At 71.4% G+C, this 17,026-nt stretch carries 16 protein-coding genes; 5 read left to right on the top strand and 11 right to left on the bottom strand.

Going from position 1 to position 17,026, the window contains the following annotated elements; all coding sequences use genetic code 11:
* Positions 1 to 33: 33 nt before the first annotated feature.
* Positions 34 to 1,956: a Xaa-Pro dipeptidyl-peptidase gene (locus AB0K28_RS00925; protein ID WP_364363475.1), complete on the bottom strand. Its 1,923-nt coding sequence runs from the start codon at positions 1,954 to 1,956 to the stop codon at positions 34 to 36.
* A 71-nt stretch (positions 1,957 to 2,027) separates the two neighbouring features.
* Between AB0K28_RS00925 and AB0K28_RS00920 the strand changes: the two genes are divergently transcribed.
* Together AB0K28_RS00920 and AB0K28_RS00915 are read left to right on the top strand one after the other, a co-directional pair.
* On the top strand, positions 2,028 to 3,071 hold the full coding sequence (locus AB0K28_RS00920) for an ADP-ribosylglycohydrolase family protein (RefSeq protein ID WP_364363472.1): 1,044 nt from the start codon (positions 2,028 to 2,030) through the stop codon (positions 3,069 to 3,071).
* 61 nt (positions 3,072 to 3,132) lie between these two features.
* Entirely contained in the window at positions 3,133 to 3,792 is a 660-nt protein-coding gene (locus AB0K28_RS00915) for an FCD domain-containing protein (RefSeq protein ID WP_345387567.1), read from the top strand.
* A gap of 235 nt (positions 3,793 to 4,027) precedes the next feature.
* Here the strand turns inward: AB0K28_RS00915 and AB0K28_RS00910 are convergent, their stop codons facing one another.
* Positions 4,028 to 4,732: a hypothetical protein gene (locus AB0K28_RS00910; RefSeq protein ID WP_364363469.1), complete on the bottom strand. Its 705-nt coding sequence runs from the start codon at positions 4,730 to 4,732 to the stop codon at positions 4,028 to 4,030.
* 250 nt (positions 4,733 to 4,982) lie between these two features.
* Between AB0K28_RS00910 and AB0K28_RS00905 the strand changes: the two genes are divergently transcribed.
* Positions 4,983 to 5,186 (top strand): hypothetical protein, encoded by a 204-nt coding sequence (locus tag AB0K28_RS00905; RefSeq protein ID WP_364363466.1) that lies wholly within the window; start codon positions 4,983 to 4,985, stop codon positions 5,184 to 5,186.
* Positions 5,187 to 5,310: 124 nt separating this feature from the next.
* Here the strand turns inward: AB0K28_RS00905 and AB0K28_RS00900 are convergent, their stop codons facing one another.
* The 6 genes from AB0K28_RS00900 to AB0K28_RS00875 form a co-directional block, all read right to left on the bottom strand.
* Positions 5,311 to 5,838 carry a nuclear transport factor 2 family protein gene (locus AB0K28_RS00900; RefSeq protein WP_364363463.1) on the bottom strand — a complete coding sequence of 176 codons (528 nt, stop codon included), beginning with the start codon at positions 5,836 to 5,838 and terminating at the stop codon, positions 5,311 to 5,313.
* 302 nt (positions 5,839 to 6,140) lie between these two features.
* Entirely contained in the window at positions 6,141 to 6,539 is a 399-nt protein-coding gene (gene nirD, locus AB0K28_RS00895; RefSeq protein ID WP_364363460.1) for a nitrite reductase small subunit NirD, read from the bottom strand.
* Complete coding sequence (gene nirB / locus AB0K28_RS00890) at positions 6,536 to 8,962, bottom strand: nitrite reductase large subunit NirB (RefSeq protein WP_364363457.1); 2,427 nt, start codon at positions 8,960 to 8,962, stop codon at positions 6,536 to 6,538. Before nirB ends, nirD begins: the two co-directional genes overlap by 4 nt.
* Entirely contained in the window at positions 8,959 to 10,353 is a 1,395-nt protein-coding gene (locus tag AB0K28_RS00885) for an FAD-dependent oxidoreductase (protein WP_364363454.1), read from the bottom strand. Before AB0K28_RS00885 ends, nirB begins: the two co-directional genes overlap by 4 nt.
* On the bottom strand, positions 10,350 to 12,362 hold the full coding sequence (locus AB0K28_RS00880) for a molybdopterin oxidoreductase family protein (protein ID WP_345387577.1): 2,013 nt from the start codon (positions 12,360 to 12,362) through the stop codon (positions 10,350 to 10,352). The genes AB0K28_RS00885 and AB0K28_RS00880 overlap by 4 nt, the downstream gene beginning before the upstream one ends.
* A 1-nt stretch (position 12,363) precedes the next feature.
* Positions 12,364 to 13,674, bottom strand: a complete 1,311-nt coding sequence (locus AB0K28_RS00875; RefSeq protein ID WP_345387579.1) for an MFS transporter — start codon at positions 13,672 to 13,674, stop codon at positions 12,364 to 12,366.
* Positions 13,675 to 13,875: 201 nt separating this feature from the next.
* On the opposite strand from AB0K28_RS00875, the gene AB0K28_RS00870 reads away from it, so the two are divergent.
* A complete protein-coding gene (locus AB0K28_RS00870) occupies positions 13,876 to 14,166 on the top strand; it encodes a hypothetical protein (protein ID WP_345387581.1) in 291 nt (96 codons plus the stop codon).
* An 86-nt stretch (positions 14,167 to 14,252) separates the two neighbouring features.
* Here the strand turns inward: AB0K28_RS00870 and AB0K28_RS00865 are convergent, their stop codons facing one another.
* Positions 14,253 to 14,720, bottom strand: coding sequence for a GNAT family N-acetyltransferase (locus AB0K28_RS00865; RefSeq protein ID WP_364363449.1), 468 nt, complete (start codon positions 14,718 to 14,720; stop codon positions 14,253 to 14,255).
* Between the two features lie 118 nt (positions 14,721 to 14,838).
* On the opposite strand from AB0K28_RS00865, the gene AB0K28_RS00860 reads away from it, so the two are divergent.
* Complete coding sequence (locus AB0K28_RS00860) at positions 14,839 to 15,816, top strand: aldo/keto reductase (protein ID WP_364363446.1); 978 nt, start codon at positions 14,839 to 14,841, stop codon at positions 15,814 to 15,816.
* Positions 15,817 to 15,994: 178 nt separating this feature from the next.
* On the opposite strand, the gene AB0K28_RS00855 is transcribed toward AB0K28_RS00860, so the two are convergent.
* Positions 15,995 to 16,513 carry a hypothetical protein gene (locus AB0K28_RS00855; protein WP_364363443.1) on the bottom strand — a complete coding sequence of 173 codons (519 nt, stop codon included), beginning with the start codon at positions 16,511 to 16,513 and terminating at the stop codon, positions 15,995 to 15,997.
* On the bottom strand, positions 16,504 to 16,983 hold the full coding sequence (locus AB0K28_RS00850) for a hypothetical protein (RefSeq protein WP_364363440.1): 480 nt from the start codon (positions 16,981 to 16,983) through the stop codon (positions 16,504 to 16,506). Before AB0K28_RS00850 ends, AB0K28_RS00855 begins: the two co-directional genes overlap by 10 nt.
* Positions 16,984 to 17,026: the final 43 nt, after the last annotated feature.

Genomic DNA, 17,026 nt, shown 5'->3' with positions numbered 1-17,026 from the left:
AGGCCCGGGACCGGGCCCCCTACCAGGGACTTCTTAGAAGAAGTGGAACCCGGGCTCGGGCTCCGGCAGGTCCAGCTTCTCGGGGCCGCGGAACGTGGTGGCGTCCTTCGGCACGTCGGCGAGCGGCGTCCCGAGCACGAACGGCACGCTGACGCTGCTCTTGGTCAGGTCGAGGGTGACGTTGGCGCCGGTGCCCTGCTCACCGGTGTAGGTGCCGTCGGTGCCTGCCACGATCAGGCCGATGCGGTGGCCCTTCTTGAACGTGTAGTCCTGCGGCAGCGTCAGCCACTTGACCGTGCCGTACGTGCCGGGGGTCAGCGGCTTCGCCTGGCTGAGCGAGTCGCGGTTCTGCACGTCGATCCAGCCGCGGGCGACGATCTCCAGCGGGCGGGTGGCCACGTTCGTGACGACCTTGCGGTAGCAGGCGTCGTCGTCAGCGGTGCTCTCGCCGTGGCAGTCCTCCTCGGTGAGCGTGGTGATGCCCTGGCCGGTCCGCCAGTCGACGCGGGTGTCGGTGCCGAAGTCCACCAGGAGCGCGGTCAGGTTGGCGGTCGGCTTGTCCAGCTTGACCCGCAGGTCGGCGGTGGGCGTGCCGGACAGGCGCAGGCTCAGCGGGAGCGGGCCCGTGGTGAACGCGACCCGGCCGGGCTTCGCCGTGCCCACGTCGGCCACCATGTCGTTCTCGCTCATGCGGACGTCGGTGAAGGAGGCGGTGCTGTTGCGCTTGGCGGGCTTGAGCCCGAGCGTGCCGTCCGCCGACGGGCGCAGCGGCACCTTGAGCGCGTACGGCGCCGGCCAGTCGCGCTGGGTGATCCACTTCGCCGGGGCCACCTCGACGTCCGCGCGGGGCTCGTTCGTGATCCCGTTGCGCACGCCGTGCAGCCAGTGGTCGAACCAGCGGTGCAGCGTGTCCACCCAGAGGTCCCTGCGGCCCTCGAAGTCGAACGGGTCCACGTGCTGGGTCTGGCCGACCCAGATCTTGCGCGGCACGTTCCTGTCGGCCAGCGCCTTCCACCAGACGGAGAAGTTGTCGGGCTTGACGTTGAGGTCGTTGACCGTGTGGATGACGAAGACGCTCGCCTTGACCTTGGAGACGTCGCCGAGCAGGCCCTTGATGTAGTCGCGCTCGGCCCAGAACGTGTTGAAGTTCCCCGTGTCGTCGCCGTCCTCGGCGTCCATCTTGTCGCGGACCTGGCGGCACTTGTCCTCCGGGTCGGTGTCGACGTAGTTGGCCAGCCAGGACGCGTAGTCGTAGTTGTAGATCACTCCGTTCGAGCGCTGGTACTTGTACCAGGAGCTGATCGCCGAGATCGGCACGATGGTCTTCAGGCCGTCCACGCCGGTCGCGGCGACGGCGTTGGCGAGGGTGCCGTCGTACGACTTGCCGATCATGGCGGCCTTGCCGGTCGTCCAGTCGGCCACGGCGGGGCTGCCGTCCGCCCAGAACGCCTTGGCGCGCCCGTTCAGCCAGTCGATGACGGCCTTGCCGCCCAGCACGTCGGCCTTGCCGCCGATGTCGGGGCAGCCGTCGGACTTGGTGGTGCCGAGCATGTCGACGTTGAGGACGGCGTAGCCGCGGGGGACGAAGTAGTTGTCGTAGAAGAGCGGAAATTTCACGACGTTTCCGGCGGCGTCGTAGACCTTCCGCTCGCCTTCGTTGCCGCGGCCCGAGTTGTCGTAGTACGGGCTCTCATCGATGATCACCGGGACCTTGAGCCCCGGGCCGGACTCCTTGGGCCGGATGATGTCCACCCTGACCTTGTCGAGGGCGCCGTCGAGGTCGCTGTCGACGGTCGACTCGACGTACACGTGCTCGCGGACGGCGTCCGCGTAGGAGAAGACCGGCTGCGTCCGGCCGTTCTTGACGGTGATGGCCGGGCCGGCGGCGGCCTGGGCCGGAGTCGCGATCGCGAGGGTGAGGGCGACGGCGAAGAGGGCTGGGCGTAATTGTGACACGCGTGACCTCCGGGACATTTGACAACAAACGCCACCGTCTCAGACGGCCTGAGAGGTGGCAAGATCCGACTATGAATGTTCTGGATCGGGTGCTGGGCTGTCTGCTGGGCGGCGCGATCGGTGACGCGCTGGGGGCGCCGATCGAGTTCCAGTCGCTGCGGGAGATCCGCAGGGCGTACGGGGAAGAGGGCGTCAGCGACTACGTCACGGATTGGCGCGGTAAGGCCGGCCTGATCACCGACGACACCCAGATGACCCTCTTCACCGTCGAGGGCCTCCTGACCGACGGTGGCTCCGCGGCCGTGGAGGCCGTACGGGCGGCCTATCTGCGGTGGCTGGACACGCAGGACCACAAGACGCCGCCCCCGGCGAGCCTGCCGCACCACACGGGACGGCTGCGCGAGGAGAGCTGGCTGTACTCGCGGCGCGCCCCCGGCAACGCCTGCCTGTCCGGCCTGCACCGGCCCTTCCCAGGCCCGGCCGCGTGGGGCGAACCCGGCCCGGTGAACCCCGACTCCAAGGGCTGCGGCACCGTGATGCGCTCCGCCCCCTTCGGCCTCCTCGCCGCCCTCGCCCATCAGGCGCCCGCCGACAGCGGGGAGCGGGCGGTGCGGGAGGCGTTCGAGCTGTCGGCGGTGTGCGCGCAGATCACGCACGGGCACCCCACCGGGTACCTCGCCGCCGGGGCGTTCGCGGCGATCATCGCGCAGCTCATGGCCAGCGAGGCGCTGGAGCCCGCCGTCCGCCGCACCCTCGCCCTCCTGGCCACCTACCCCGGCCACGAGGAGACCACGGCCGCCCTCCACGCCGCCATGGAGCTGGCCGCGAAGGGGCAGCCCGGCCCCGAGGCGATCGAGTCGCTCGGCGGCGCATGGGTGGCCGAGGAGGCGCTCGCCATCGGCGTCTACTGCGCCCTCGCCGAGCCCGAGGCGGACCGCGCCCTGCTGCTGTCGGTCAACCACTCGGGCGACAGCGACTCGACCGGCTCGGTGTGCGGAAACCTCGTCGGCGCCCTGTACGGCAGGGACGCCCTGCCCGCCGCCTGGCTGCGTCCGCTGGAGGGCCGCGAGACGATCGAACGGCTGGCCGCCGAACTCGTCGCCACCCCGGGGTGATCGTCCGCCCCCGCCCCGCAGCATCTAGGGTGGTGGGCGTCAGCCGTTGAGGAGAAGGTGGATGCGTAACGTCGCTCGGACCTCGCTCGTGGACGCCGCCATCGCCGAGCTCCGCCGGGAGATCGCCGAAGGGGTGTGGCCGGTCGGCACCAAGATCCCGTCGGAGAGCCGCCTCGCGGAGAGCCTCGGCATGAGCCGGCTGTCCGTACGCGAGGCCGTACGCGTCCTGGCCCACGCGGGGCTGCTGCACACCCGGCAGGGCGACGGCACATACGTCACCGCCACCGACGAGTCCGAGGTCGCCCTGCGCCGCCGGCTCGACACCGCGGCCGCCATGGACATCATCGACGTACGCCGCGGCCTCGACCTCGTCGCCGCCCGGCTGGCGGCGGGCCGGCGCACCGACGACGACCTGGCCGCGATGCGCGCCGCCCTGGCCCGCCGCGACGCCGCCGCCCAGGCGGGCGACCTCGACGGGTTCGCCGACGCCGACGTGGCCTTCCACCTGAGCGTCGCGGAGGCCGCGCACAACGCCCTCCTCGGCGACCTCTACCGCAGCATGAGCGCGGCCCTGCGCGACAGCGTCAGAGACCAGGAACAGGCGGCCCTCGACCCTGACCCCTGGCACGCCGAGCTGCTCAAGGCCATCGAGAACCGCGACCCCGCCGAAGCGGTCGCCGTCTCCATCGCCCTCCTCGACAAACAGGAACGCGACCTCTGACCCTCAGCGCCGCGACCGGTTGTCAGGGAAGGGCGCGGGGTAGGCGGACACGGGTCCGCAGCCGCCCGGGACAGGCCCGGTTCTGGGTGCACGCGTGTGCGCGAGTGCCGGTTCTGGGCACGCGTGTGCGCGAGTGCCGGTTCTGGGCACGCGTGTGCGCGAGTGCCGGTTCTGGGTGCACGCGTGTGCGCGAGTGCCCGGGACGTGGTCGCGTCCCTGGCGCGCGGTGCCTCTCTCATGGGATGGCCAGGGTGTCCGTGGAGGGATCCGCCGGTGGGTCGGAAGCCTGGCGCCGGCGGCGGGTCGCCAGCCACAGCGCCGCCGCCGCGAGCGCCGCACCTCCGGCGGCGGCGAGCAGCAGGGTGTAGGCGGGGATCCCGGTGCTGGTGACCGCGCTCTGAGCGCCGGCCTTGAGCACGTCGCCACCTGTCGCAGCCGCCTCACCGCCGGGTCCGGCCGCTGTTCCGTTCCCGGGCACTGCCTCTTGCGAGGTCGCCGCTCCTGGCTCGGGCGCCGTCGCCAGTTGGTCGGGAGAGGCGGGCACGAAGGTGGGGACCTTGCCGGGGACGACCTTCGGGGGCCGGATCGCGCCCCAGCGCTCCTCCGTACGCTGGCCACCCACCATCTCGGCCGGCACCGGCGCGACGCGCAGATCTCCGGGCACCTTCAGGACGCCCACCTCGTACGGCGGGAACCAGCCCTGCAGCGCCTCCACCTTCCACTCCCCGCGCGGCACCGCCAGGGACGTCGCATAGTGCGCCGCCTCGGGCAGCGGCGTGGCCTCGAACGTCACGCTGCGGCCGTCCGCCCGGGTGAGCCGCAGCCCGACACGGTCGAGCACGCCCTCGAACGGATGGGTGCCGTGCTGCAACACCCAGAACCCCACCGTGTACGTGTGCCCGGCCTCGAACCGCCCCGGCACCGGATCGAGGTACGTCACCGCCCATCCCCCACGGGCCCACTCTTTGGCCCCCTCTTTGGCCCCCTCTTGGGCGCCCGCCTGGGAAGCCGCCTGGGATGCCGGCACCGGCACCGGCGCCAGAACCGGGGCCGCCGCAAGTGCCAGGGTCGCCAACGCGACCACCGTCTTTCGCATGAAAGTCACCTCCGGTGTGCATACACCGCAGAGGTGCCGGAGGTTCTGGGGGCCGCGCAATCAGCGGGCGACATTTCCTGACAAGGGTGCGCACATGCGAACGTGTGACCCGGTGGCCCGGGACGACCGCAAGTTCTCCTGCGCCGACCCACTGCTCGTCTCGCACGAGGGCGAGGAGATCAGGCTCACCGCACAGCAGGCCGACGCGTGGACGCGGGGTGCTTTCGCGGTCTGCCTCGCGCTGGTGGACCAGCGCCGCATCAGCCCCCGCATCCCCGGCGCTACTCCACATCATTAACTCGAAAAGCGCATATTTCCGGCGTTCGCCGTGCCGGCAGGGGCGGGTCTGGTCGGCGGCCGGTCGCCTGCGACCCGCCGCCGCCCCCGCCCCCGAAAACCCCGTCAGGGCGTCACCGACCTCGTCAGCCCTTGTTGTTCATGAACTGCGAGATCTTCCACTCCTCGCCTTCCTTCGTGAGCACGAACAGCTCACGCATGTTGTTGTCGCCCTGCTTGCTGGTCGCCCTGACGATGGCGTCGTCGGGGCCGGCGGTGCGGGTCTCGTCGATGGTGTGGGTGGCCTGCTTCATGCCGTTGCCGCCCTGGAGCTGCTTCTGGAACAGCGACTTGATGGCTTCGCCGCCCTCGGCGGTGGGCTGCCCGGCGAGCAGGACCACCGCGTCGTCGGCGAAGGTGTCGGTGACCTGGTCCACGTCGCCCGCCTTGAGCGCGTCGAAGAAGCCCTGGACGGCGGTCTCCGCCTGCCCGCCGCCCGCGGTGTCGCCCGGCGAGGGCGAGTCGTCGGGTGAGGTGTCGGGCGCCATGGAGTCCATGTCGGTGGGGCTGGCCGCCCCCTTCATGGCCTGGGTGTTGCCGGAGCAGCCCGCAACCAGGAGGGCGGGGACGATCGCGGCCAGCAGGAGTGCCCTGCGCTGAGAAATCTTGCTCATGGCCGCTTTGATGCCCCCGCCGATGAGTGGCGAATGCGGGGTTTAGGCACTCCGCACGACGCCTTTACCTGGTCGGGGTGGTCTGGACGGTAACGGTTAACGGATCAGGGAGAGACGCGTCAGAGGTTCGATCGTTGCCGTCCTGATACCAGCGGGCCGGAGAGCGCCGATAGCGTGCCTACAGTGCCGCGAATCATGGCGAACGCCGAACCCCTCCCCCAGCGCGAAGACGCCGAACGCTGCGACAGTGTCGAAGCAGGACGGCGCTGCGTGCTCCCGGTGGCGCATCGCAGCCCCCACGTCTACCCACCGGTCGAGGCGCCCGCCGTGGAGGCCAGCGCGTAGGCCGGCTCTTCCCGGGTGACTTCCGGCGCGGCTTCCAGGGTGACCTCGACGTGGCCGAGGGCGTTCACGCGTACCGGATAGGCCGGCACCGAGACGCCCGGGTCGTCCAGGCAGCGGCCGGTGCGCAGTGAGAACACCTGCTTGTGCAGCGGCGACGCGACGGTCGGCTCGCCCTTCCTGGTGCCGACGATGCCGCGCGAGAGCACGTAGGCGCCGCTGAACGGGTCGAGGTTGCCGAGCGCGTGCAGCTCGCCGTCGTACGTGCGGAAGACCGCCACCTGCGTGCCCTCGACGAGGGCGCAGACGCCGCGCTCTGGCAGCAGGGAGTCGTAGGCGCAGATCGTGGTCCAGCTCATCGGGCCATCACCGGCTTGATCTGGCCGCGCTCGCTGGCGAACACGATCGACGGGTCGGGCACTCCGGGCGCGTTGACGAAGCTGACGAACCTGGTCAGCTTGTCGGGGTCGTCCAGGGTGGCGGCCCATTCGTCGGTGTACGTGGCGATGTGGTGCTCCATCTGGGCGTCGAGGTCGGCGCAGATGCCGAGCGAGTCCTCCATGATCACCTCACGTAGGTAGTCGAGGCCGCCGTCCAGTGACTCGATCCAGGCGGCGGTGCGCTGCAGCCGGTCGGCGGTGCGGATGTAGAACATCAGGAAGCGGTCGATGGTCCTGAGCAGTTCGTCGGTGGTGAGGTCGTTGGCGAGCAGGTCGGCGTGGCGGGGCTTGAAGCCGCCGTTGCCGCCGACGTACAGGTTCCAGCCCTGCTCGGTGGCGATGACGCCGAAGTCCTTCGAGCGGGCCTCGGCGCATTCGCGGGCGCAGCCGGAGACGGCGGACTTGAGCTTGTGCGGCGAGCGCAGGCCGCGGTAGCGCAGCTCCAGCGCGATGGCCATGCCCACGGAGTCCTGGACGCCGTAGCGGCACCAGGTGGAGCCGACGCAGGACTTCACGGTACGCAGGGCCTTGCCGTACGCGTGGCCCGACTCGAACCCGGCGTCCACGAGCCGCCGCCAGATCTCCGGCAGCTGCTCGACCCGGGCGCCGAACAGGTCGATGCGCTGCCCGCCGGTGATCTTGGTGTAGAGGCCGAAGTCGCGGGCCACCTCGCCGATCACGATGAGCTTGTCGGGGGTGATCTCGCCGCCGGGGATGCGCGGGACGACCGAGTACGTGCCGTTCTTCTGGATGTTGGCGAGGAAGGCGTCGTTGGTGTCCTGCAGCGCGGCCCGCTCGCCCTCCAGCACGTGCCCGTTGTGCAGGGAGGCGAGGATGGAGGCCACGGCGGGCTTGCAGATGTCGCAGCCCCGGCCCTGCCCGTGCTGGGAGATCAGCTCGGAGAAGGTGGTGATGCCGCGCACCCGTACGATGTCGAACAGCTCGGCCCGCGAGTACGTGAAGTGCTCGCACAGTGCCTTGCTGACCTCGACGCCCGACTTCTCCAGCAGCTGCTTGAGCATCGGCACGCAGCTGCCGCAGGTCGTCCCGGCCCTGGTGCACGCCTTGATCGCGGGCACGTCGGTGGCGGAGCCGTCGGCGATGGCGGTGCGGATGTCGCCGGCGCACACGTTGTTGCAGGAGCAGACCTGGGCGTCGTCCGGCAGGTCGAGCCCGACTCCCGCGCCGGAGAAGAGCAGGTCCGACGGCGAGGCGGGCAGCTCCTTGCCCACGAAGGGCCGCAGCGAGGTGTACGGCGCCGCGTCGCCCACGCAGATGCCGCCGAGCAGGGTGCGGGCGTCGTCGCTGATGAACAGCTTCTTGTAGATCCCGGCGACCGGGTCGAGGTAGGTGACGTCGAGCGCCCCTTCCATGGCCCCGAACTGGGCGACCTCGACGCCGAGCAGCTTGAGCTTGGTGGACAGGTCGGCGCCGCCGAACGTGGCCGTGCCGCCCATGATCTGGTCGGCGGCCACCTCGGCCATCGTCTGGCAGGGCCCGACGAGCCCGTACACCATGCCGCCGGCCAGCGCGCACTCGCCGACGGCGTAGACGGCCGGGTCGGAGGTGCGCATGGCGGCGTCGACGACGATGCCGCCGCGCGGCCCGACCTCCAGGCCGGCGTCCCTGGCCAGCTCGTCGCGCGGCCTGATGCCCGCGGAGAACACCACGACCTGCGCGTCGATCAGCGTGCCGTCGGGCTTGCGCAGGCCGCTCACCTCGCCGCCGGCGTGCACGATCTCCTGCACGCCGGCGCCGGCGTGCACGGTCAGCCCGAGCCCCTCGATGTGCGACTTGAGCACCGAGCCGCCGCCCTCGTCCACCTGGCGCGGCATGAGCCACGGGCTCATCTCCACGATGTGGGTCTTCAGCCCGAGCGCGCGCAGCGCGTCGGCGGCCTCCAGGCCGAGCAGCCCGCCGCCGACGACGACGCCCTGCTCGGCGTCCTTGGCGGCGGTCCTGATGGCGTCGAGGTCCTCGATGGTGCGGTAGACGAAGGCGTGCTCGGCGCCGGGCACCGGCGGCACGAACGGCGCGGATCCGGTGGCCAGCACGAGCACGTCGTACGGCTCGCTGCCGCCGTCGGCGAGCGTGACCCGCCTGGCCTGCCGGTCGATGGCGGTGACCCGGGTGTTCAGCCGGGTGACGACGCCGCCGGGCACGGTGTAGGTGAGGTCCTCTCCCGAGGTGCCGTTCAGGTAGGAGGTCAGGTGCACCCGGTCGTAGGCCGGTCGCGGCTCCTCCCCGATGACGGTCACGCTGCCGCTGAAGCCCTTGCTCGTGAGGGTTTCGACGAGCCGGTGGGCGGTCGGGCCGTACCCGACGACGACGATCCTGTTCACGCTGAGATCCCTTCCTGCTCGCACAGCCAGCCGACGATGCCCTCCACGGCGTCGCGGCAGGTCCCGCATCCGGTGGTGGCCCTGGTCGAGGCCGCCACTCCGGCCACGTCACGGGCGCCGGCCTCCCAGCACGCCCTGATCCGGCCCTTGGTCACGTTGTTGCAGCGGCAGACGATGGCCGCGTCCGGCATCAGCGTCGGGCTGTCGGCCACGGGCGCCGCCGCGAGGCCGGGGAACAGCAGCCCGGCGCGGTCGCCCGGCAGCGGCCCGCCGCGGTCGAAGAGCTGGGTGAGGGTGCCGACGGCGTCGCTCTCGCCCAGCAGGATCGCGCCGACCAGCCGGCCGTCCCTGATGACGAGCTTCCTGTAGGTGCCGCGGGCGCGGTGGCTGAAGCGCACCACCTCGGCGTGCTCCTCCCCGAGCTGGGTCTCCCCCATCGCCGCCAGCTCGACGCTCTTGGCCTTGAGCCTGGTGACCAGGCGGGAGCCGCGGTAGAGCGCCTTGCCGCCGGTGATGACCTCGGCGGCCACGGTGGCCTGCTCCCAGGCGGGGGCGACGAGGCCGTAGACGGTGCCGTCGTGCTCGGCGCACTCGCCGATCGCGAAGATCGACGGGTCGTCGGTGCGCAGCTCGTCGTCCACGACGATGCCGCGACGCACTTCGAGACCGGCGTCGGCGGCCAGGCCGGTGACCGGCCGCACCCCGCAGGCCAGCACGACCAGGTCGGCCTCGACCAGCTCGCCGTCGTCGAGCCTGACGCCGTCGTCCTCGACGCCCGCGGCGCTGACGCCGGTGCGGATGTGCACGCCCAGCCCGGCGAGGGTCTCACTGAGCACCTCGCCCGCCTCCACGTCGAGCTGGCGTTCCATGAGGTGGCCCGCCAGGTGCAGCAGCGTGACGGGCAGGCCGCGCCCGGCCAGGCCGCGGGCGGCCTCGATGCCGAGCAGCCCGCCGCCGATCACGACCGCCGTACGGGCCCGCTCGGCCTCGCCCAGGATGCGTTCGCAGTCGTCCAGCGTGCGGAAGGGGATGGCCCGCTCGACGCCGGGGATCGGCGGCACGAGCGCGTCGCTGCCGGTCGCGAGGACCAGCAGGTCGTACGGCTCGCGCCGCCCGTCCTCCGTCACGACGTGCCTGGTCTCCCTGTCCACGTGCGCGACGGGGCTGCCGAACGCGGCCTCGACGTCGTGGGCGTCGTACCAGGCGGGGTCCACCAGGCGGACCTGCTCGGGCCGGGAGCTACCGGCCAGGACGTTGGACAGCAGGATCCGGTTGTAGGGCCGGCACGCCTCGGCGCCGAACACGGTGATCTTCATGTGCGGGTCCCGGGTGCGTACCTCGCTGACCAGGCGCGACCCGGCCATCCCGTTGCCCACGACGACGAGCCTCATGAGTCCCTCTCCACCCTGACGGCGCAGACCTTGAACTCCGGCATCCTCGACGTGGGGTCGAGTGCCGGGTTGGTCAGCCGGTTGGCGCCCTCCCAGTGGAAGGGCATGAACACGGTGTCGCGCCTGATGGCGTCGCTGATCCTGGCCACTGCCTTGCTCTCGCCCCTCCTGCTGCTGACGCGGACGACGTCCCCTGCCGTGATGTCGAGCTGCTCGGCCAGGTCGGGGTGCAGCTCGACGTACGGCTCCGGGGCGGCCTGGACGAGCGGCGCGATCCTGCGGGTCTGGGCGCCGCTCTGGTAGTGGGCCAGCACCCGGCCGGTGCTGAGGTAGACGGGGTAGTCGGCGTCGATCTCCTCGGCGGCGGGCCGGTGCTGGACGGGCACGAACCTGGCCAGCCCGTCGGGGTGCGCGAACCGGTCGAGGAACGGCCGCGGCGTCCCCGGGTGCTCCTCCGACGGGCACGGCCAGAACACGCCGGTCTCGTCCGCGATGCGCTCGTAGGTGATGCCGGAGTAGTCGGCGGGGCCGCCCGCGCTGGCGCGGCGCAGCTCGTCGAAGACCTCGACCGGCTCGGTCCCGAAGGTGTGGCCGAGCCGGTCGGCCAGCGCGGCGATGACGTCGAGGTCGCTGCGCACCCCCGGCGGCGGGTCCAGGGCCTTGCGGCGCAGCAGCACCCGGCCCTCCAGGTTGGTCATCGTGCCGGTCTCCTCGGCCCACTGCGTCACCGGGAAGACCACGTCCGCCAGCGCGGCGGTCTCCGACAGCACGAAGTCGCAGGTCACCAGCAGGTCGAGGGAGCCGATCCGCTCGGCGACGTGCTCGGCGGCGGGCGCCGAGATGATCGGGTTCGAGCCGAACAGCAGCAGCGCCCTGGGCCCCTCAGGGGTGCCCAGCGCGTCGAGCAGCTCGTACGCCGACCGCCCAGGCCCCGGGATGTCCTCGGCCCGGATGCCCCAGATGCGGGCCATGTGCGCGCGGGCCGCCGGATCGTCGATCTTGCGGTAGCCGGGCAGCTGGTCGGCCTTCTGCCCGTGCTCCCTGCCGCCCTGGCCGTTGCCCTGCCCGGTCACGCAGCCGTACCCGGAGCCCGGGGTGCCGGGCAGGCCGAGCGCGAGCGCCAGGTTGATGAACGCGGTGACCGTGTCGGTGCCCTTGGCGTGCTGCTCGGCGCCGCGTCCCGTCAGGATGTACGCCCGCTCCACCGCGGCGAGCGCCCTGACCGCCTGCCGCATCTGGTGCACGGGCACCCCGGTGATCCGCTCGACCCGCTCGGGCCACCAGGAGGCCAGCGAGGTGCGGACGTCGTCGAAGCCGGTGGTCCGCGCGGCCACGTACGCCTCGTCCACGAGCCCGTCGGCGACCGCGATGTGCAGCAGCCCGAGCGCGAGCGCCAGGTCGGTGCCCGGGGTGGGCTGCAGGTGCAGCCAGGCCAGCCGGGCGGTCGGCGAGCGGCGCGGGTCGACGACGATGAGCCGCGGCCCGTCGAGGTGGCGGACGAACGGCGGCATGGTCTCGGCGACGTTCGCGCCGGCCAGCAGCACGACGTCCGCCTCCGCGAGGTCGGTGACGGGGAACGGCATGCCCCGGTCCATGCCGAACGCCCTGATGGACGCGGCGGCGGCCGACGACATGCAGAACCGGCCGTTGTAGTCGATCTGGCTGGTGCCGAGCGCGACCCTGGCGAACTTGCCCAGCGTGTACGCCTTCTCGTTCGTCAGCCCACCGCCGCCGAACACGGCCACGGCGTCGGGGCCGTGCTCGGCGCGGATGGCGGACAGCCGGTAGGCCACGTAGTCCAGCGCGACGTCCCAGTCCACGGGCTCGCCGTGCAGGAGCGGGGTGGTCAGGCGCTCGGTGCTGGTGAGCAGCTCACCCGCCGTCCACCCCTTCTGGCACAGCGCTCCCGGTGCGTTGGCCGGGATGTCGGTGCGCGGGCTGATGGCCGGCCCGGGTCCGATCTTCATGCCGCACTGCAGCGCGCAGTACGGGCAGTGCGTCGCCGTCATGTCAGACCCTGGCATGGGCGAGGCTCGCCACCACGTTGACGCCGACCGTGCGCATGTAGCACCACCAGGTCAGGGCGAAGCAGGAGGCGTAGAACAGGCCGAAGGTGAGGAACGCGGCGGCGGGGCTGCCGGAGGCGGCGAACGACATGCCGAACGCCCGGTTGATGAGGAACCCGCCGAGCGCCCCGACCGCCGAGATGATGCCGATGGCGGCGCTGGCCTGGCGCTTGCCGTACAGCAGGGCCTCCTCGCCCTCGCCGCGCTCGGCCACGGCCTTGGCCTGGAAGATGGCCGGGATCATCCGGTACGTCGAGCCGTTCCCGACGCCCGAGGTGACGAAGAGCAGCTGGAAGGCCAGGAAGAACAGCCAGAAGTTGCCGCTCGTGCCGGCCAGCCAGACCAGCAGCACGCCGCCGCCCATCGCGGCGAAGTTCCACAGCGTCACGGGCGCGCCGCCGTGCCGGTCGGCCAGCCAGCCGCCGACCGGCCTGATCAGCGAGCCGAGCAGCGGCCCGACGAAGGCGACCGCCGCGTACGGCGCGTCGGGGAACAGGTTCTGGCTCAGCAGCGGGAAGGCCGTCGAGTAGCCGATGAACGAGCCGAACGTGCCGATGTAGAGGAACGACATGACCCAGGTCTGCGCCTTGCCCGCCACCGCGAACTGCTCGCGCGGGTCGGCCTTGGCGCTGGTCAGGTTGTCCATGAAGAAGAACGCGCAGGCCCCGGCCACCACGATGAACGGGATCCAGAACCACCCGGCGGCGGCCAGCCCGAGCGAGCCGATCACCAGCGGCATGACGAGCTGCACCGAGCTGACGCCGACGTTGCCGCCCGCCGCGTTCAGCCCGAGCGCCACGCCCTGCTTCTCGCGCGGGTAGAAGTAGGTGATGTTGGCCATGCTGGAGGCGAAGTTCCCGCCGCCCAGCCCGGCCAGGGCCGCGATCACCAGGAAGAGCCAGTACGGCGTGGCCGGGTTGTTCACCGCGACACCGAGCAGCACCGCGGGGATGAGCAGCAGCACGGCGCTGACCACGGTGAAGTTGCGCCCGCCGAACCTGGCGGGCCCGAACGTGTAGGGCACCCGCAGCACGGAGCCGATCAGGTTGGGCAGGGCGACCAGCCAGAACAGCTGGTCGGTGGAGAACTCGTACGACCCCATCTTGGTCGCCACGATGCTCCACAGCGTCCACACGGTGAAGCCGAGGTGCTCGGCCACGATCGAGAAGACCAGGTTGCGCCGGGCCACCCGCCGGCCTGATCTCTCCCAGAAGGCTGGGTCATCGGGGTGCCACTCGGCGATCCAGCGCGCCATCGACCTCTCCTACGCTCGGCGTCCGGGATCTCCAAGGTAGGAAGGGCTCATTACGCACGATGACCGTGCGTGGCTGTGCGTTCGTTACGGGTGATTCACCGCGGTAACAAGCTCCGCACAACCGTCACCCGCGAAACATGATGTTAATGATCGGTTATCGGCCTCTTGCTGGGGTAACAGCACTCAGACAAGGGGGGAAACATGATCAAACAGCTGCACAAGATGGGCGTTAAGTCGGGCCACATGTACACCTGCGGCCTGGCGTCGATCGCGCTGGCCTTCGCCAGCTGGGCGGTGTCCACGAAGGCCGAGAAGGCCGGGCTCGACCGGGCCGACCGGTGGGGCATCTTCGTCGGCGAGTGGGCGCCGACGTTCTTCGCGATCGGTGTCGCGCTGCGGATGGAGGAGACCCACCGCGAGCTCGACGAGTCCGAGATGGGCATGTTCGATCAGTCCGAGAGCACGCGGAGCAGGACGCACGCCGGCGTCTGAACCGTTTGTGTCACGCAGGTCACGTCACCGTGCGTGACCTGCGTGGCCGTGTGCGGGGGGGTGTTCTCAGCCGGCCAGGGGTGCTTTCAGCCGGCCAGGCGGCGCAGCGGCTCGTCGGTCAGCCGGTAGCGGAACCACTCGTTCTGGTTGACCGCGCCGAGCTTCTCGTAGAAGGCGATGGACGGCTCGTTCCAGTCGAGGACCGCCCACTCCAGGCGCTCGTAGCCGCGCTCGGCGCAGATGCGGGCCAGCTCGCGCACCAGCGCCACGCCGTGGCCGCCGCCCCTGTGCTGGGGGCGGACGTACAGGTCCTCCATGTAGACGCCGTGCACGCCGCGCCAGGTGGAGTACGTCAGGAACCACAGCGTGAAGCCCACCACCTCGCCGTCCTGCTCGGCCATGTGCGCGAAGGCCGCGGGGTGGTCGCGGAAGAGGGTGTCGTGGAGCTGCTCCTCGGTCACCCGCACCTCGTGTGCGGCCTTCTCGTACTCGGCTAGCTCGCGGATCATGCTGACGATCTCGGGCACGTCAGCGGGTGTGGCGGGACGAATCATGGCAGACAGGGTACGTGCCCTGGCCCATCGCCCGTGCCTCGCCGAGGCCCCGGCGTGCGCAGTGGGTATCGGCATCCGGAAGACTGGTGCCGGTCACGTTCGAGAAAGGCAGACACCCATGGAACAGCGCGTTTTGGGACGTACCGGACGCCAGGTCGGTGTGGTCGGCCTCGGCGCCTGGCAGCTCGGCGCCGACTGGGGCCAGGTGACGGAGTCCGACGCGGTCGCCACGCTGGAGGCGGCGGTGGACGCGGGCGTCACCTTCATCGACACCGCCGACGTCTACGGCGACGGCCGCAGCGAGCAGATCGTCGGCCGCTTCGCCAAGAACCACCCCGGCCTCACGGTGGCCACGAAGATGGGCCGGCGGGTGGAGCAGATCCCCGCCAACTACGTGATGGACAACTTCCGCGCCTGGAACGAGCGCTCCCGCCACAACCTCGGCGTCGACACCCTCGACCTGGTGCAGCTCCACTGCCCGCCGACGCCCGTCTACTCGACGGACGCGGTGTTCGACGCGCTCGACACGCTGGTGGCGGAGAAGAAGATCGCCGCGTACGGCGTGAGCGTCGAGACCTGCGAGGAGGCGCTGACCGCGATCGCCCGTCCCGGTGTGGCGACCGTGCAGATCATCCTCAACGCGTTCCGGCTCAAGCCGCTCGAGCAGGTCCTGCCCGCCGCGCGCGCCGCCGGGGTCGGCATCATCGCCCGTGTCCCGCTGGCCAGCGGCCTGCTGTCGGGCAAGTACGACGAGCACACCACGTTCTCCTCCGACGACCACCGCTCGTTCAACCGGCACGGGGAGGCGTTCGACGTCGGGGAGACGTTCTCGGGCGTCGACTTCGCCACCGGCCTGGAGGCGGTCCGCCGCCTGGCGCCGCTGGTGCCGCCGGGGGCGACGATGGCGCAGTTCGCGCTGCGCTGGATCCTCGACCAGGAGGGGGTCTCGGTGGTGATCCCGGGCGCCCGCAACCCCGCCCAGGCCCAGGCCAACGCCGTCGCCGACGCCCTCACCCCGCTGGACGACGCGGCGCTTTCGACGGTCCGCGAGGTCTACGACGAGCTCATCCGCCCCCAGGTCCACGACCGCTGGTGACAGGGCGGTCCGGCGTCCCGCCCGGAGCGGCAGAGGCACCGTCAAGCGGCGGCAGGTCTGGTGACCTCGCCGGTCACCGCCACCCATCTCGCCGTCCGGGCGGAACTACCCGCCGGGGACACGCCCCGGCCGGGTCTCCCTCCACCTTCGTCCCGCAACGCCGCCCCGGCAAGGGCCTTCAGGCTCGAAGCCGCCAGAGGATCACGACCAGCAGGGCCAGCGCGCAGTACATGGCGATGACGGCGACCTCGCCGAGCCAGGCGTACCCGGACTCAGCCAGCAGGGCGACCGCCCCCGCCCCCACCACCGCCCATCGCAGCGCGTCGAGCAGCGTGACGTCGTAGTGGTCGCCGGAGGGGCGGATGTACCGGATCGCGACGTCCACCACCGCCCAGAGCGTGACCAGCGCCCCGGCGGCGTACCCGAGCCAGAACGCCGAGTACGACGTCCCCTGCGCCGCATCGCCTTCAAACAGCGCGACGACCGACAGAACGGCCATTCCCAAGGCGAGCCACCCCGCCTTGCTGCCCGGCTTCAGGTCGCCCACCCCGAGCAGGCACAGCCACCAGCCGATCGGGTCGAACAGCAGGTCGAGCCCGCCCACCCGGAGGGCCGCGAAGGCGACCAGCAGCCCGATCGCGATCTTCAATCCCGGCCGGGCGGGTGTCGCAGGGGGCGTCGGCTCCTTCAGGACCACTCGTCACTCACCGCCTCGTTGCACGCCTGGGCCGCGAGTCCGCGCTGCCAGGCCAGCGTCATGTCGTCCCCGAGCCCGGAATAGCGCCAGGAGTCCGGCACCGCCTCCGACTCCCCCGACCACAGCGGGGTCCGGTAGGTGAACCGCACCGGCCGCGGCTCCCTCGGCACCTTGGCGCAGTCGCCGACGTGCACGCTTCTGGAGATCGAGACCAACTCGTAGGCTGCCACCCTGACCGCCGCCCGCTCACGCTTCGTACCGTCGGGAGGCAGCAGGCGCAGGCCGGGGACGTCGAGCGCGATCCCCGTGACCGTGAACGGGACCGGCCCCTCGTTCCAGACTTCGAGCGTCATGGAGGTGACGAGCCGCCCGGCCTCGTCGCGGTAGGACAACCCTTCGTCGGCCGTCCAGGCGGCCCGTGGCTCCGTCGCGCCCACCCACGACAGAATGGCGGCGACGACGGCGAGCACCGCACCACTCCAGCCCACCGCCCCGGACCCGGATAAGCGCCGA

Origin of the sequence: Nonomuraea sp. NPDC049504, assembly GCF_040676845.1 — a bacterium.
In the GTDB taxonomy this organism is placed as follows: domain Bacteria; phylum Actinomycetota; class Actinomycetes; order Streptosporangiales; family Streptosporangiaceae; genus Nonomuraea; species Nonomuraea salmonea.
Note: the sequence above shows the minus strand (reverse complement) of the source record. Positions and strands in the feature narration are given on the sequence as shown.